General features: G+C 66.8%; 15 protein-coding genes and 2 pseudogenes. 11 read left to right on the top strand and 6 right to left on the bottom strand.

Annotated elements, in window-relative coordinates:
• Positions 1-263: 263 nt before the first annotated feature.
• The 4 genes from ACFWYS_RS34900 to ACFWYS_RS34885 form a co-directional block, all read right to left on the bottom strand.
• A complete protein-coding gene (locus tag ACFWYS_RS34900; RefSeq protein WP_384777595.1) occupies positions 264-674 on the bottom strand; it encodes a hypothetical protein in 411 nt (136 codons plus the stop codon).
• 310 nt (positions 675-984) lie between these two features.
• On the bottom strand, positions 985-1,878 hold the full coding sequence (locus ACFWYS_RS34895; RefSeq protein WP_384777592.1) for an endonuclease/exonuclease/phosphatase family protein: 894 nt from the start codon (positions 1,876-1,878) through the stop codon (positions 985-987).
• Between the two features lie 112 nt (positions 1,879-1,990).
• Positions 1,991-2,590, bottom strand: coding sequence for a hypothetical protein (locus ACFWYS_RS34890; RefSeq protein ID WP_384777819.1), 600 nt, complete (start codon positions 2,588-2,590; stop codon positions 1,991-1,993).
• A 406-nt stretch (positions 2,591-2,996) separates the two neighbouring features.
• Positions 2,997-3,209: a hypothetical protein gene (locus tag ACFWYS_RS34885; protein WP_384777589.1), complete on the bottom strand. Its 213-nt coding sequence runs from the start codon at positions 3,207-3,209 to the stop codon at positions 2,997-2,999.
• Between ACFWYS_RS34885 and ACFWYS_RS34880 the strand changes: the two are divergent.
• The 7 genes and pseudogenes from ACFWYS_RS34880 to ACFWYS_RS34850 form a co-directional block, all read left to right on the top strand.
• Positions 3,182-3,604, top strand: a pseudogene (locus ACFWYS_RS34880) (hypothetical protein); the annotation flags it as partial. The gene ACFWYS_RS34885 and the pseudogene ACFWYS_RS34880 overlap by 28 nt on opposite strands.
• A gap of 394 nt (positions 3,605-3,998) precedes the next feature.
• Positions 3,999-4,543: pseudogene (locus ACFWYS_RS34875) on the top strand (transposase); the annotation flags it as partial.
• A 21-nt stretch (positions 4,544-4,564) separates the two neighbouring features.
• Positions 4,565-5,572, top strand: coding sequence for a helix-turn-helix domain-containing protein (locus ACFWYS_RS34870; protein WP_384777816.1), 1,008 nt, complete (start codon positions 4,565-4,567; stop codon positions 5,570-5,572).
• A gap of 555 nt (positions 5,573-6,127) precedes the next feature.
• A complete protein-coding gene (locus ACFWYS_RS34865) occupies positions 6,128-7,768 on the top strand; it encodes an alpha/beta hydrolase (RefSeq protein WP_384777587.1) in 1,641 nt (546 codons plus the stop codon).
• Between the two features lie 58 nt (positions 7,769-7,826).
• The gene (locus ACFWYS_RS34860; RefSeq protein ID WP_384777584.1) at positions 7,827-8,297 is read left to right on the top strand and encodes a hypothetical protein; all 471 of its coding nucleotides are present in this window, start codon (positions 7,827-7,829) and stop codon (positions 8,295-8,297) included.
• Positions 8,298-8,317: 20 nt separating this feature from the next.
• On the top strand, positions 8,318-8,851 hold the full coding sequence (locus ACFWYS_RS34855) for a hypothetical protein (protein WP_384777581.1): 534 nt from the start codon (positions 8,318-8,320) through the stop codon (positions 8,849-8,851).
• Between the two features lie 103 nt (positions 8,852-8,954).
• On the top strand, positions 8,955-10,331 hold the full coding sequence (locus ACFWYS_RS34850; protein ID WP_384777578.1) for an IS1380 family transposase: 1,377 nt from the start codon (positions 8,955-8,957) through the stop codon (positions 10,329-10,331).
• A 303-nt stretch (positions 10,332-10,634) separates the two neighbouring features.
• On the opposite strand, the gene ACFWYS_RS34845 is transcribed toward ACFWYS_RS34850, so the two are convergent.
• The gene (locus ACFWYS_RS34845) at positions 10,635-10,787 is read right to left on the bottom strand and encodes a hypothetical protein (RefSeq protein ID WP_384777575.1); all 153 of its coding nucleotides are present in this window, start codon (positions 10,785-10,787) and stop codon (positions 10,635-10,637) included.
• 263 nt (positions 10,788-11,050) lie between these two features.
• Here ACFWYS_RS34845 and ACFWYS_RS34840 point away from each other — a divergent pair, with 263 nt between their 5' ends.
• Complete coding sequence (locus ACFWYS_RS34840; protein ID WP_384777573.1) at positions 11,051-11,485, top strand: hypothetical protein; 435 nt, start codon at positions 11,051-11,053, stop codon at positions 11,483-11,485.
• Between the two features lie 52 nt (positions 11,486-11,537).
• Positions 11,538-11,894 carry a hypothetical protein gene (locus ACFWYS_RS34835; RefSeq protein WP_384777570.1) on the top strand — a complete coding sequence of 119 codons (357 nt, stop codon included), beginning with the start codon at positions 11,538-11,540 and terminating at the stop codon, positions 11,892-11,894.
• A gap of 117 nt (positions 11,895-12,011) precedes the next feature.
• Here ACFWYS_RS34835 and ACFWYS_RS34830 read toward each other — a convergent pair whose 3' ends face one another.
• Positions 12,012-12,242, bottom strand: a complete 231-nt coding sequence (locus ACFWYS_RS34830) for a hypothetical protein (protein WP_384777567.1) — start codon at positions 12,240-12,242, stop codon at positions 12,012-12,014.
• Positions 12,243-12,321: 79 nt separating this feature from the next.
• On the opposite strand from ACFWYS_RS34830, the gene ACFWYS_RS34825 reads away from it, so the two are divergent.
• On the top strand, positions 12,322-12,744 hold the full coding sequence (locus tag ACFWYS_RS34825; RefSeq protein WP_384777564.1) for an MFS transporter: 423 nt from the start codon (positions 12,322-12,324) through the stop codon (positions 12,742-12,744).
• 550 nt (positions 12,745-13,294) lie between these two features.
• The gene (locus tag ACFWYS_RS34820) at positions 13,295-13,657 is read left to right on the top strand and encodes a hypothetical protein (RefSeq protein ID WP_384777561.1); all 363 of its coding nucleotides are present in this window, start codon (positions 13,295-13,297) and stop codon (positions 13,655-13,657) included.
• Positions 13,658-14,479: the final 822 nt, after the last annotated feature.

Here is a 14,479-nt window from a genome sequence, read left to right as displayed (position 1 = left end):
GGGGGGTGCGGGTGGGGGGGCGCGCGGGTGGGCCTGCCGGGCCGCAGGGTGATGCGTTGGCAGTTCGCGCCCACTCCCGTGGGGGGGGGCGCCGCCCCGCCCCCCCCCCCCCCCCCGACCACCGGCCGGACGCCAGGAGCTCGACACGGCAGGGCTGCCACCACGGCCCTCGGAACCCCTACGCGGGTGCCGGCCGGTGTGGCAGCCCTGCCAGATTGAGGTATGCGGCGCGTATCGGTTACCGCTGCCCTTCGGCTGCGAGCTCAGACACCGCCGACGCTTCGAACTGGGAAGGGCGAGCGAGGGATGCGCACGCCGGTGTGGACCAGGAAGTTCTGGCCGGTGCAATTGGCTTCGCTCCAGACCCGTTGGGTGGCGCCGGTGCGGTTCCAGAACGACGTACTCAAGTCGGACACCCCCGTAGTGATCCTCCGGCACAGGCCCGACGGCACGAGCAGTGACTTCTGGACTTCGTTGTCGAGCGAGCGGTAGTCGGGGAAAGTCCAGAAGCACATGATGAGGTTGAGGTTGCACTGGAGTGAGGCTGGGCCGACTTCGCCGGCGGCCACTCGGGAATGCTGGGCAGGGGATGCGTCGGCCGCCGCGTGGGCAGCCGTCGGTACTGCCAGAGCGGTACTGATCAGGCTGACGGCCGCCGCGGTGGTGATCAGCATTGACCTCAGTTTCATCTTCACTCCATTCATTCCTCTGTGCGTGGTGGATGGCGCGGCAACTGCGCCGGAGCCGAACCGGCTCTGGCGACAGTGGAGTCCTGGGGACGGTGCCGAGCCACAGTGAGGCTGGCGGGACACTCCCGTGCAGGGCAAGGAATTGCCGCCCGATGGGATGCCGGGACGCTGGGACGCCGGATCACCTGCTGTTCATGCCGAGCGGCTGGGACACCGCTGGGACGCTCCTACGCGCTGGAGTCCACACCCTCCTGCTGGCTGACGCCCAGTCAGCCGACTAGCGATGCCGATGCACTCACATGCCCGGGTCCAGGTCCAGCGAGGCTTGCACCGGTAGGTGGTCGCTCGGCATCTGGCCGTTCATCGTGAATGTGTTGATGGCTGCCGAGAGTGTGGTCACCCGGGGGGTGGTGAGGATCCAGTCGATGCGTTGCCCGTCGGGCTCCGGCGGCCTGAATCCGTTGAAGGTCCCGTACAGCGGGCCGCGGGCACGCGCCGAGTCCCAGGTGTCCACGAGCCCGAGGGCCAGCATCGCGTCGTAGACCCGGTTGTGGTGTGCTGCGACGTTGAAGTCGCCGGTCACCACGACCGGCAACGAGCTGTCGAACCCCGCGATTGTCTCGCCGATCAGCTCCACGGAACGCTCCCGCGCGTACTGGCTCCGGTGGTCCAGGTGGGTGTTGAGGACGTAGAACTCCCTGCCCTCGCGTGCGAGATCGCTGAAGCGGACCCATGTCACCACACGCGGCAGGTCCGCGCCCCAGGTGTTGGAGGCGATCACGGACGGCGTGTCGGAGAGCCAGTAGTGGTCGGACTGGATCGGCTTCAGACGTCGGGTGTCGTAGAAGACCGCCGCGAACTCGTTCTTTCTGCCGCCCATGCGGCCGATGCCGATCCAGTCGTGGTGCGGGCCCATGTCCTTCTTGATGCCTTGCAGCTGCCGGTAGCGGCCCTCCTGGGTACCGATGGCGTGCGGACGCTCCCGGCGCAGCAGTTCCCGCATCACCGGGCGACGCACGGCCCAGCGGTTGCCGCCGATGGCGTGGGCGACCTTGAGGTTGTACGTCATGACGCGCAGCGCCTGTGGCTGCTCGCCGGCCCCGGCTGTCGTGAGCAGCGGTACGGTCACGGGGGTGGTCGCCGCGGCCTCCGTACTCTGGCGGCGCGTCACTCCTGTGTCGTCCGGCACGCGATCTCCTTCCCTTGGGAACCAGGATGAGGGTGCGTACCGAGCTACGGAAGAAGATGACCGTCCCAACCGTCCCTTCCGGCCTCGCGGCTTTGTGCTGGGGGGCAGATGCTCAGTATCGCTGGGCCTTGGCGAGGCGTGGTGTCACTTCCGCGTCCTGAGGCAGTCGGCTGAAGGCGATGGGTTGTTCCTGCTTGCCCGGCTCAAGATCCTCCGCACCCACAAATCTCGTCTCGACGACATTGCCGTTGGTGTCCTCGAAATCGATTTGCACAGCGTAGGAGGCCGTGCTGTCGGTTTTATTGGTGATCGTGACGAGGACGGCGAGCAGACCGCTGGTCTCGTTGCTGGGCAGGCCCTTCATTCCGACCTCGGATACAGCGTTGCCGCGTCCCTTGACGTTCTTCAGCTCCTTCTCGGCGGCGGCGCCGGCGCGGGCGGCCTCCGCTTCCACGGATGCTTCGAACTCCGAGGCGCGGGCCGACGCGGAGGAGGCCGCCGCCGAGGCGGAAGCGTGAGCGGAGGCGATCGCTGAGGCTGCCTGGGAAGCCAGCGCGGACGGTGGCGCTCCCGAGAAGGACGCCGCATCGGGGCTGCTGGACGTGGGCCGCGGCGAGGGAGCCGCGTCCTGATCGCTGTCGCCGCAGCCGACGAGGATGCCGGCTCCCAGAGCCCAGCCGAGCGTGGCCACGATGGCGCGGTGACGGGACATGGTGGTCTGGCCGGTGTGCCTGCGGGGCATCTCGCGTCCTCTTCGCCTTGCCTGGTCGGTCGCGTCCATCGTCCGTGCCGGAGCCAGGGCCTGCGAGTTGGCTGTGAGCCGTTTGGAGAGGCGTCCCTGGCTGCGGAGTGTCCGGCCCTCACTCCGCGAGGCAGTCCGCGGCCGGACCGGGCTCCTCGTGCCTGGTGGATGAGCTGCGATCGAGGAGGCGCCGGAACAGCAGGGGTGTGCGCGTGCTCTCCTGGATTTTGGAGCAGCGGCGACGTGCACCAGGCGGCGCCCGGGGAGACCGAGGGTGCTTGCTGAATGGGCCGACCATGCGCAGTTCCCGGGTGAAGGCATCTGCGATGGGACCAGGACGCACGCGGCCCGTCCACATCGACCCGTGGTCGGACCGCTACGGCTGGTCCGAGCCGCTCATTCCGGTGTTGGACCGCAGGGCAGGGGCGGCGGCCGGCGGCCCGTTCGACGGCGGGCAGGTCGTTCCGAGGGTCTGGTCGGCCGTCGCGAAGCGGTGCTCAGTCGGCTTCAGCACTTCGTAGAGGTAGCCGAAGTACTCCGTTTCTGCCGTTCCGGCGAGCACTGCCAGCAGGAAAGCGAGGCACCCCATCTCGTGGTGCTCCCATAGCGGGCCACATCCGTGTCCCCACGCAGGACATCCGGCGCCAGCGCGACGTCTGGGCCGGGTACGCAATCCCCGCAGCGGAGATCGACCGGGCCGTGGAATTCCAGGACCGCTGGGGCGGCCTTGCCCTGCCGCCGGCCCCGTTCTACGAGGGCGGCCCGCGCATCCTGGACGCCGACCATCCCGAGGGCTCGGCGACAGAAGGCTGGTCGTTCTCGGCCGGGAGCGGTCGGGTGTCCATGGCCTACGGATTCATGATCGGACCTGAAGGCGAGTTCGGGATCGATGCCGACCGCTGGACACCCCTGCACGCCAACACAGACGGATGGGCGGAGTCCTTGGCGCTTGCCGCCCATGCTGGACGCCGGGCCAAGACCGTCAAAACTCGACAGATTCCACCTCTACCGCCGTTGCGCTCCGGTTGGTGATACGGAGTTGGAGGGTGCAATGCCCGTCTTCCCCGTCACTGTCCGACGGAAGGATCAGAGACTCCGCCCACACCTCGACCCTAGGCCGAGCGCGGCGGTACGTCAGAGCCGAGAACGTCATGTTCAGGCCCGTGAAGAGGGCGCTCAGGGAAGCCACGACGAGGGCGATTGCTGCGAGCGACATGAGCCAAGGATGCCCAGCAGCCTGCCGGTTGGCGCCCTAGCCTCGCGCTTTCACGAGGTGACCTGTCCGGGGCTTGATCAAATGAGCGAGGAGTGCCGCTGACCTGGGACGATGAGACCTGTCTAGGGTCCTGTTTATCGTTGGGACAGCTGCACTCCTCAGGTGCAGAAAAGTATCGGGTCATACCCACGTGTCCGTGTCCAGGGCGGCGGCCGACGGGCGGTGGCGCAGGCGGGTCTGTGCTGCTGGTGGAGACGGTCTGGATACCGCGATATCGGTGGCGCTGGTGCCGTAGCGTAAGCCGCAGTCGGTGCACGATCCGGGCAAGGTCCTCCTGGGTGTGGCGCTCGCGGTGACACTCGGTGGGAACTGCCTGGCCGATGTCGGCATGCTGCGGGCCGAGCTGGCTATGTTCGGGCCTGTGGCCTCCGACCCCACGGTCTCACGGCTGATCGACACACTCGCCGCGGGCGGGAAACGGGACTTGGCGGCGGCTCCGTTAAACCCGTGCTCAAGTCAGCGAATGTGTCTGGCGGATGGCCGGTGAGGCCGTCCCTGGTGCGGGCGGGCGGGTACTCGTGGACCAGGACGGGGTCCTCATCATCGCGCAGTCCGAAAAGCAGGGTACCGCCGCAACCTGGAAGAAGACCTTCGGCCACCACCCGCTGATGGGTTTCGTCGACCACGGCCGGGGTGGGGCACACGAGACACTAGGAACCTCAGAGGCCGTGTTCCGCTCATCTCGCTGGAGTAATGCTGTGATCGAGAAGGTCTTCCGTACGCATGACCTGCCTGCATCGGACCGATTCGACTTCTGGTGTGACCTGATCAGCCGCACCCATGCTCCGCTCGAACTGGACAGCGCCCACCGGTACGACTTCCAGGCTGAGCAACGGCTGCTGGACTTTGGTGATGTACTGGTTTGGCCGACCACCTTCCAACCAGTCCGGTTTATACGAACACCGAAACTCATCCGGCAGTCCGACCCCGAGGGCATCCATGTCTCCCTGCCCCTGCAAGGGATTCTCGGGGCCAGCCAGAACGATCACGAGATCGTCTCTGAGCCCTCCACCCTGTGCGTCATCAACACCTCGCGCCCTCTTACTGTCACCGCAGGAGAAGACGGCCGAGCCCACTCGGGCATCGGCCTGGAGGTACCCAGAGCACTCCTGCCACTGTCTTCGAACAGAGCCGACAGGCTCATCCCCTGCCGTATACCAGCACAGCACGGTATCGCTGCACTACTTGCGCAATTCCTCCATCAAGTGACCTCGGACGCCAGCTCTTACACGCCCTCCGATGGGCCCCGGATCGCCGTGATCGTGGTCGACCTGCTGTCTGCCGTCTTCGCTGGTGTCCTGGACGACGATCAGACGTTGCCGCCCGAGTCCCGTCGGCGCACCCTGACCCTGCGGATCCGGGCCTTCATCCGCCAAAATCTGCGCGACCCACACCTTGCTCCGGCCTCGATCGCAGCTGCTCATCACATCTCCATCAGCTACCTCCACCGCCTGTTCCAGGACCAGGGCGACACCGTGTCCGCATTCATCCGGCGCCAACGACTGGAACGCGTCCGCCACGACCTCTCCGACCCGGGCTGGAGCACGGCCCCGATCCACGACATCGCAGCGCGCTGGGGGTTCGACCACTACGTTAGCTTCAGCCGCGCCTTCCGCGCCGCCTACAGGCTCCCGCCCCGCGACTACCGGCAGCGCGCCCAGCGCCCAGAGGTGTAGACGCAAAGTCAACGCGCTCTGCACGCATGGTCAACGACATCTGCTCCACGCCGGGGCAAGCTGATCGCGGGAATTCTGACGTGTCCAACTGACCGAAGTGCACTCGCACTTCCGGGAACAGCCAGGACCGCCCGGCATATTCGACGCAGACACGAAAGGGCCGACGTGATCAAAACAAAGAGGCTTCTTGCCGGCGGAGCGGCTTCCTCTGTAGTGGCAGCTGCTCTGATCGCTGGCATGGTGGCTGTGGCAACGCCTGCGAACGCCACAGCCTACGCCTGCCAGCAGTACCTGTCCGATCGGGACTACCGCCTGACCGCAGCGAGGGTGAACGCATGCGCGAAAGGCGCAGAAGGGGAGTGGATCGACACAGTTATTTGCACTACACAACTCACTGAAAGCGGCGTCTCGAAGAGGAACGCTGGAAACGCCTGCGATCTAGCAGACAACTGAATCAGCCGAACTCATAGGGGGCAACGGGGGTTTGTATCATGTCGACGGTTAGCGGCTTGTCATGCTCTCAAAGTTTAGTGTCCGGGCCGAGCGGGCGTCGACATGGCCTCTGACTTCTCCCGGCTGATGAAGCAGGACTTCTCGGACATGGAAGCCACAGCCAAGGCTTGGCGCAAGCTGTCGACGACGATGGATTCGCTGACCGATCGTCACCGTCGACAGGTCACTGGACCGCTGTACCACTCCTGGCAGGGCGACGACGCCGAATCGGCTCTCTTCTATTTGGAGGATGTCGAATCGCGGATAGGTGTGGTCGAGACGGAGGCCATGACCATCTTCTCCGTACTGGAACACACGAGGTTCTGGATGGAGGAGGCACAGAGGGAACTCCGCAATGCGGTATCGGGTGCGGAGGAAGACGACTTCGAGGTCGACGTCGACGGTTGGATCAGCGACCGAGTAGTCGAGGACCTTCCACGCAACAGCCAGGTGACCGCCGAGGCGCGCGGCGCTCTGCTCCAGGAGCATCGCGCACGTATCGACGCGGCCCTCAGCAACGCGCGCAAAGCCAGCAACCAAGGCGTGAGGGCTCTAACGGAGCTGAACGGAGACATCCTCACCGATCCGTTCAAGAACGACGCGGAAGCGGAATCTGCCCAGGACACCAAGAAGGCGTTGAAGACTCTTGGCTCGGCGCCTCCACAGATCCCCGAGGACGACCCGAAGGCCGCCGCCGAGTGGTGGAAGACCCTCAGCCCGGAGCAGCGTCAGACCTACACCACACTCTATCCGAAGGAGATCGGCGCGACTGACGGTCTGCCGACGGACGTACGCAACGATGCCAATCGCACGGTCCTCGCACAGGACCTCAACATGGCCAAGTTCGGTAATTCCAAGGAGGGGTACCCGGGAGAAAGCGGCGAAACGGTCAACCAGCGCCTGCACAATGCCCTCTTGCTCAATGACCGGCTAAACGCCGGGGACAGCGCCCCCAAGGGCAAGGAGCTGTACCTCCTCGGCTACGACTCCAAGGACGACGGTCGGGCCGTCATCGCCATGGGTAACCCGGATACCGCCGCGCACACCGGGATCCTGGTGCCGGGCACGAACACAACCATGGAAAACGTGCCCGGCCAGCTCGAACGCATCGATAAGCTGCAGACCACCGCCAGCGCACAGTCCGACGGCGAGAGCGTGGCCATGGTCACCTGGCTCGGTTACGACGCTCCCGAGGCCAAGCTGACCGACTTCAACAGCGTCGACGATACCGGGCGGGCCGAGGACGCTGCCCCGGATCTGCGTCGGTTCGTGGCCGGCATACAAGCCTCGCACGACGGATCACCGAGCCACACCACCGTCATGGGGCACAGCTACGGCTCCACCGTGGTCGGTGCCGCCGCCGCGGGAGGCTCCGGCCTGGTCGCGGACGACGTCGTGGTGGTCGGCAGTCCGGGGATGACCGTGGACGAGGCGGGGGATCTGCAGATGGATCCTGAACACGTATGGGTCGGCGCGGCGGAGGACGATTTCGTCAGAAATCACTTTGCCGGCTACGGCCTGGGCGCAGACCCGAAGATGACAGGTTTCGGTGGCAACAATTTTAGAGTCGACACCAGTGGCCACGGCGGCTACTGGAACGAGTGCAGCGAATCTCTCAACAACCAGGGCGCAATCATCGCCGGCAGGCAGCCCACGGAGGTTCCAAAGGACGGCGTCGACGGAATCTACTTCCCTGTTATCTAACTCTCTTCTGCGCACTGCACTCGCTGTTTTCGCGGCCCTGCTCCTGACTGGAGGTTGTATGTCCCAGAGCGACGACCCGAACGCCTCTCTGCCCCGCATGGAAAAGGACGCTGCGGTGAAATGGGCCGAGGACTACACCGCGTACATGGCCCGTCTCGCCGATGTCGAGATCATTCCCTCGACGGCCGAGTCGAACTTCGAGGCGTGTATAGGGGAGAACGACGAGGTGGCGGAGGACGGCCGGTACAGCCTCTTCTACTACGTTCGCTCCCCGGCTTCCGTCACGGAACACACACGCGTCGTGCGGACGCTCCGCCGGGAACTCTCCCCGCAAGGCTATGAGGTCACCGGATACCGGGAGTTCAAGGACGCCTATGCGTCAGCGGTGTTCAGAGCCCGCCACAAGGAGAACTCCTATCGGGTCACAGCAGAGACCGTCGGTTCAGGCAAGACCAAGCCACAGCGACTCTCCTTCTCCGTACGCACCCCCTGCATGCTCCCGCCCGGCGTCCAGCAGCAGCAGTTCTGAACGCCTGAGAGGAACCGGACGTGTCCCAGAGCACCAAAGTCGAACCGGCTGAACTACGTGCCTCCGCCGGAGCCTGCGACGACATAGCCCGAACCATGAAGGGCCCCGCCGACGAGGCGGTCAAGGAGGCCAGGACGGCGGGCAGTTCACTGAGCGGCTGGTCGATCGGGCCCGCCCTGACGGAGATCGCCACCAGTTGGAAGCCTGCCCTGGACGGTCTGCACGCCCGCATCGAGGCCGGCAGGGACAACCTCAGGTCGTCGGCTGACGGCCATGAGTGGAACGAAACTCGGACCGACCAGGACTTCGAGAACATCGGCTCGGACACCGCGACGCAGGCCACTCCCGGTGAGATACCCACGGTACTGCGCCCGCCCCGAGGCGAGAATCACCCCATCAGGCAGCCGGGCTTCGCCCCAGGAGGCCGGTTATCCGGCGATGCACCACTGGACCCACGCACCTCCTACGGAACCAACATGCCGACGTACGACGAGCCCATCAGCACCCGCCCCACGCCTGGCACGAACCCCTTCGGCTATTTCGCGGTTTCATGAGCGCTCGTCCATGCCTTGATCAAATAAGCGGGAGTGCCGCTGACCTGCAACGATGGGACTTGTCTAGGGTCCCTTTGGCTGCACGGAAAGAAGCACTCTCCAGGTGAGCAAGCGTATCGGGTTGTACCCGCGTGTCCGCGTCGAGGGCGGCGGCGTCGGGGCCGTCTCGCAGGCCGGGGCGGTGCTGCTGGTCGAGACGGTCCGCAAGACCGGTCTGGATGCGGCGATATCGGCGGCCCTTGTGCCGTCGCGCAAGCCGCGGGCGGTGCACGATCCGGGCAAGATCCTGCTGGATGTCGCGCTCGCGGTGGCCCTGGGCGGGGTCTGTCTGGCCGATGTGGGCATGTTGCGGGCCGAGCCGGCCGTGTTCGGTCCGGTGGCCTCCGACCCCACCGTCTCCCGGCTGATCAGCAGGCTGGCGGCGGGCGGGCAGCGGGTCCTGGCCGCGCTGCGCACCGCCCGTGCTGAAGTACGCGAACACGTATGGCGGTTGGCCGGTGAATCAGCGCCGGACGCGGCCGGGCAGGTGATCGTGGACATCGACGGCGTCCTCGTCCTGGCGCACTCCGAGAAGCAGGACGCCGCCGCGACCTGGAAGAAGACGTTCGGGCACCACCCGCTGATGGGGTTCGTCGACCACGGTCGCGGCGGGTCCGGCGAGCCGGTCGTGGGCTTGCTGCGGCCCGGCAACGCGGGCTCCAACACCGCCGCAGACCACATCGAGGCCGCCAAGCTGGCTCTGGCCCAGCTGCCGAAACGGTTGCGACGCGGCCGGCAGACGCTGATCCGTACCGACTCCGGCGGCGGCACCCATGAGTTCGTCGCCTGGCTCGCCCAGCGCGGACGGTGGCTGTCGTACTCGGTCGGCATGACCATCACCGACGCCGTCCACCAGGCCGTCCTGAAGGTCCCGGCCTCGGCTTGGACACCGGCCGTCGAACCCGACGGCGACATCCGCGACGGCGCCTGGGTCGCCGAACTCGCCGGCGACTGCCTGACCGGCTGGCCCAAGGGACTGCGGCTGATCGTCCGCAAGGAACGGCCCCACCCCGGCGCCCAGTTGCGCTTCACCGACCCTGACGGCATGCGCCTTACCTGCTTCGCCACCAACACGGCCGTCGAGGCGATCGACACCCTCGAACTACGCCACCGCCAACGGGCCCGGGCCGAGGACCGCATCCGCGCCGCCCGCGCCACCGGCCTGCGCAACCTCCCCCTCCACGACACCGCGCAGAACCAGATCTGGCTGGAGATCGTCCAGATCGCCCTCGACCTGCTGGCCTGGATGCCCCTGCTCGCCCTGACCGGCCAAGCCCGGCTCTGGGAACCCCGCCGACTACGGCTTCGGCTGTTCTCCGCCGCCGCCCAGCTCATCACCACCAGCCGCCGCCGCTACCTCCGCGTCACCCAGCACTGGCCCTGGACCGACGTGATCGCCAACGCCCTGGACCGGCTCCACGCCCTCCCGAACCCCGGCTGACCAGTACTTTCCCATTCCTGCGAGCAGCACGAGCCCACCGGAGCCGTGGAACCCGGCGCACACCCGACGCGACAGCCGGACCATCAACCTGCCCGGACTCCGAAAATCCCCACCGACACCCACCGCAAAGAGCCGTCAGCAAGATGACGGACCCTCATGAATGATCGAGGCTAAGGAGCCGTGCCAATTTGCGCTGGCAGTATTTGAGGTCTTGAGATGGCGAGGATCACGATGAGAGAGCGTCTTGCTGCGCGGTTTGCTCGCTTTGAGCAACGCCTACGGCTGCCTGAACCAGACCGTTGATCACTTCCCGATGGCGCGGTCCTCGCCGGACTCGCCAGCGTTGCCGACGAGGACCTGCCGCTGACCGCCCAGGTTGCGGGCGGCCTCGCCGTGCTCGCGGCCGCCGCCGTACTGCTCCTCCTGGTAGATCGCGCGGTAGGGAACCGTCCGCACCGCTCGCCGCCCCGCGGGCCCCGGCCGCGGTCTGCAGCGAGCTGGTGGACCGGCGTCTGCACCACCTTCTCGTGGACATAGCCAGTCAGGGGACGGCCGCGGGCGGACCGGTTCTCGCGACACACGTGACAATGGACACGTCATAAATCATTTGGTCTCACTTCTGCGCGTGAATACGGTGCTTCTGTCCAACGACATCCAGCCCTGACCAAACTGGAGAAACGTTGAATTTCAGATCACCGACCGCCTTCCGTGCGTTCGCGGTGGCCGCCCTCACGCTCCTCCCGCTGTCCTCGGTTTTGCCTCCTGCGCAAGCGGATTCCGTTACGCCCCGGGTCCTCAAACCGAATGCCTGCGACGGAAAGACCAAGGGGCACATCGTCAAGTGGTACGTCCCGCACGTGCCATTCGACAAGGTCCCGTTGCGCTGCGGCACTGAGACTGGCTTCGGCTTCAACAAGATACGTAAGAAGCACTGGAGCCCCACTGTCGACGAGGACATCGCCAACACCCTCGCTCGCCCCACTACCAGCTATGACCAGGACCGGAACACGCGAGTCTTCCTGCTGAAGGATCTCGCGCCCTGCAGGGGCCAGTACCGCGTCGTCGTGTCGTACCTCAACTACGGCTCGACGGGCATCAAGGGCATCATCACGGCCTACCACGAAGACCTGGCCGGCGCTGGCGCCCGCTGCTGACGGGACGCGGGGACGGGCCACACACCGCCCGCCCCCGCACTAGCCTTCGGGTATGACTGCCGCGTCCTTCTCCTCCGCCCGCGCCGCACGGATGACCGCTGACGCGCTGCGCGGGCGCTCTATCGACTGCCCGCGGTCGGGCGCCATCCAGGTCGTGGACGTCGCCGCGGACGGGGACAGCTGGCCCATCCGTATCCGGTTCACCGCCCGTGCTGACCGCTGGCCGGTCCACCGTACCTGGGAGACCACCTTCGAGCTGGCCGACGTCACCGACGAAGACGAGCCTGGCACGGGTGAGTTCGGCGACGACCACGCACAGGAACTGGCGGCAAACGCCCTCACCCTGCTCCTGGAGTACCTGGCCACCGGCCCCGGAGGCGGCATCCGCGAAATCGACTCCCCAGCCTGAATCAGCCGGGCGGCACTCCGCCCCTATCCACCACGTGTGAGCGAAGCGCCGACGGCCGGGAGTTCCCACGCCCGCTCGGTCACCAGCGCACCGATCGCGGCACCGAGCCCCATCGGCTCACGCCAGCACGGCTGGGTCTCTGCCCAGACCATCGGCTCTCTCACAGTCGGCGTCGTGCTCCTGGCCGCCCTGGCCATGACCGAACGCCGCGTCGCCCACCCGATGCTGGTGCCCGCCCTGCTGCGCGACCGACGCCGCCTGGGCGCTCTCGCCGTGACGACCCTGGTCTTCGGCTCCCAGATCGCCACGTTCCTCCTGGTCGTGCAGTACGTCCAGCGGGTGCTGCATTTCGGCCCCATCGCTGCCGGTGCCGCGTTCTTGCCGATGACGCTGGGTATCTTCGCATGGCACGGATCGCCCCAAGCTGGTGGCCCGCTTCGGACAGAAGCCGCTGCTGATCACTGGCACCCTCGGCCTGACCGCCAGCTACGTCTGGCTCAGCAACATCGACAGGACCAGCGGCTACGGCACCGCGGTCCTCGGCCCCCTGCTGATCAACGGCATCTCTGCCGGACTGACCTTCATGCCGGCCGCCTCCCTGGTGATGGGCGGGGTCGAGCCGTGGCACGCCGGATCGGCCTCCGGCCTGCTCCAGACGGTCCAGCAGCTGGGCGGCGCCATCGGACTCGCCGTCGTCGTCTCGGTCTACGCCGCAGGAGCCGTCCCCGGCCAGTTCGTCCCCGGCGCCCGCACCGCATTCCTGACCACCGCCGCATTCACACTCCTGGCCTCCACCCTGGCAGCCCTCATCCTGCGCTCCCACCGACCAGCCCACGCCAAAGCCAACTGAGGCACCACCCGGCGAGCCGGCTTGCCGCCGTCCGCCCGCCCACGGGTCAGGCGGCCAGGCGGCCAGATCCAACGAGCCGTTCACCGACCAATCACAACCGCAGCTCTGTCATGTCGGCCTCAGGAACAGGCACTGAGGCGGATTGAGCCGCCACCCTGGCAAAGGCACTGCAAATTCCCCGCCTTCACTCTGAAGTCAGTGCGCGTCCGCACCTTGCGACGCGGGATGAGAGCCAGAAGTAGTGGTGGATATGCCCCCGTACGAGGGTGCGAGGGGTAGGAGTCGGCATCGTTTACGAGGTGATGTGGCTGTGAGGCTCATCGCGGATCGAAGACTGCCCGGTTGCCGGACGGCCGGGAGTGCTGCATTTGTGTTGCTCCTGATCGGCTGCGGCGGGCCCGGCACGTCGGGGCAGGCAGGGGAGCGCTCCGAAGGCTCGGGACGTGGTGACACACCGGCTGCCACGCGATCCGGGCCCACTCGCTCGGTATCGACCGCAGCCGTTGCCCGGCGACAGGCGACCTCTGCCTACGTCGGCATGTGGCAGGACATGGCGGACGCCGCGGAGACCTCCGACTGGGACTCGTCCAAGCTCGGTCGTTACGCGACGGGGGACGCTCTGTCGGCCATCTCTCGGGCACTGTACGCCGATCACCTCAACGGCCTGGTCAGCAAGGGGAAGCCGAAGAACCACCCCAAGGTGACCAAGATCGAGCCGCCGACGAATCCGACCACCGTGATGATCTCCGACTGCGGAGATTCCACCCACTGGTTGAGGTATCGGAAGGACACCGGAGAGCTCGCCGACGACAAGCCCGACGGACGCCGGGACATCACTGCCGAGGTCAAGAAGCAGAATGGCGGGGGTTGGAAGGTCACCCGCTTCGCGGTCTGGGAGGTGGGCTCGTGCTGAGGCGCACGGTGCTCGTTGCCGGGCTCGCGGTGACGGCCGTGGTCGGGGCCGCGGTTCCCGCACTGGCCGACGGCCCTTGGGGAAACGTCGATTGTTCTCAGAATCCTCATCCGGGGTGCGAACTCGATGCCGGCAAAGGAGGGCGGGACGGCACGCCCCGCGAGGGCGGAGGAGGAGATGTCCCCCGCGGAGGCAACGAGGGTGCGGGTGGAGGCGGTGGCGGTGAGGCAGGCGAGGTAGACAATCCCGATCGGGCCAACTGCTCGTACCGCCGCAGTGATTACGAGCCGCCTCCCGGCGTCGCACAAGCAGCTTACGGCGACCGGCCGGGCAATGTTGTGCAGCGCGTGGAGGCCGCCGTGTTCCGCCCGGACGCTACTCCAGCCGCGGACGAACCGAGCGGGGCCGGAGCCTGGTACGTCTACAAGTGCAGCGGCAGCGGCTCACGAGACGCCTTTTACCGCCCACCGGTCTGGATTGCCGATGCACCGCAGCAGGGCGATGGTGTCGCACCTCCGCCTGATCCGGCGCAGTTGGCGCAGCAGGGACGGGCCGCCCAGGTACCGAGCGAGGCGCTGTTGGGCCGGCGCGGGCCGTGTGGGCGGCCGCCGGAGTCTCCCCCTGCCGGGCGACCCAGTCCGACACGGCCTGCCCGTCCAGGTGGGTGGGCCCCGAGAGGGTCTGCCTCCGCCCGGCTCAGGACGCTGTCGCGGATCGCACGGGCGAGCCTAAGAACCCCTAACGGAATGCTCTACGCGGACTTGAGAGCTAACTCAGGGGACGTGAACGAACGCGGTTGCTACTGTCCGGACGTGACCCTGA

This window comes from Streptomyces sp. NPDC059010 (assembly GCF_042740355.1).
In the GTDB taxonomy this organism is placed as follows: domain Bacteria; phylum Actinomycetota; class Actinomycetes; order Streptomycetales; family Streptomycetaceae; genus Streptomyces.
This window is presented reverse-complemented; position numbering and strand designations above follow the sequence as displayed.

Excerpts from the sequence above, each read along its gene's own strand:
- ACFWYS_RS34900 (WP_384777595.1), bottom strand. The coding sequence starts at position 674 with ATGCTGATCACCACCGCGGCGGCCGTCAGCCTGATCAGTACCGCTCTG.
- ACFWYS_RS34890 (WP_384777819.1), bottom strand. The coding sequence starts at position 2,590 with ATGTCCCGTCACCGCGCCATCGTGGCCACGCTCGGCTGGGCTCTGGGA.
- ACFWYS_RS34885 (WP_384777589.1), bottom strand. The coding sequence starts at position 3,209 with ATGGGGTGCCTCGCTTTCCTGCTGGCAGTGCTCGCCGGAACGGCAGAA.
- ACFWYS_RS34865 (WP_384777587.1), top strand. The coding sequence starts at position 6,128 with ATGGCCTCTGACTTCTCCCGGCTGATGAAGCAGGACTTCTCGGACATG.
- ACFWYS_RS34860 (WP_384777584.1), top strand. The coding sequence starts at position 7,827 with ATGTCCCAGAGCGACGACCCGAACGCCTCTCTGCCCCGCATGGAAAAG.
- ACFWYS_RS34835 (WP_384777570.1), top strand. The coding sequence starts at position 11,538 with ATGACTGCCGCGTCCTTCTCCTCCGCCCGCGCCGCACGGATGACCGCT.
- ACFWYS_RS34830 (WP_384777567.1), bottom strand. The coding sequence starts at position 12,242 with ATGCAGCACCCGCTGGACGTACTGCACGACCAGGAGGAACGTGGCGAT.
- ACFWYS_RS34820 (WP_384777561.1), top strand. The coding sequence starts at position 13,295 with ATGGCGGACGCCGCGGAGACCTCCGACTGGGACTCGTCCAAGCTCGGT.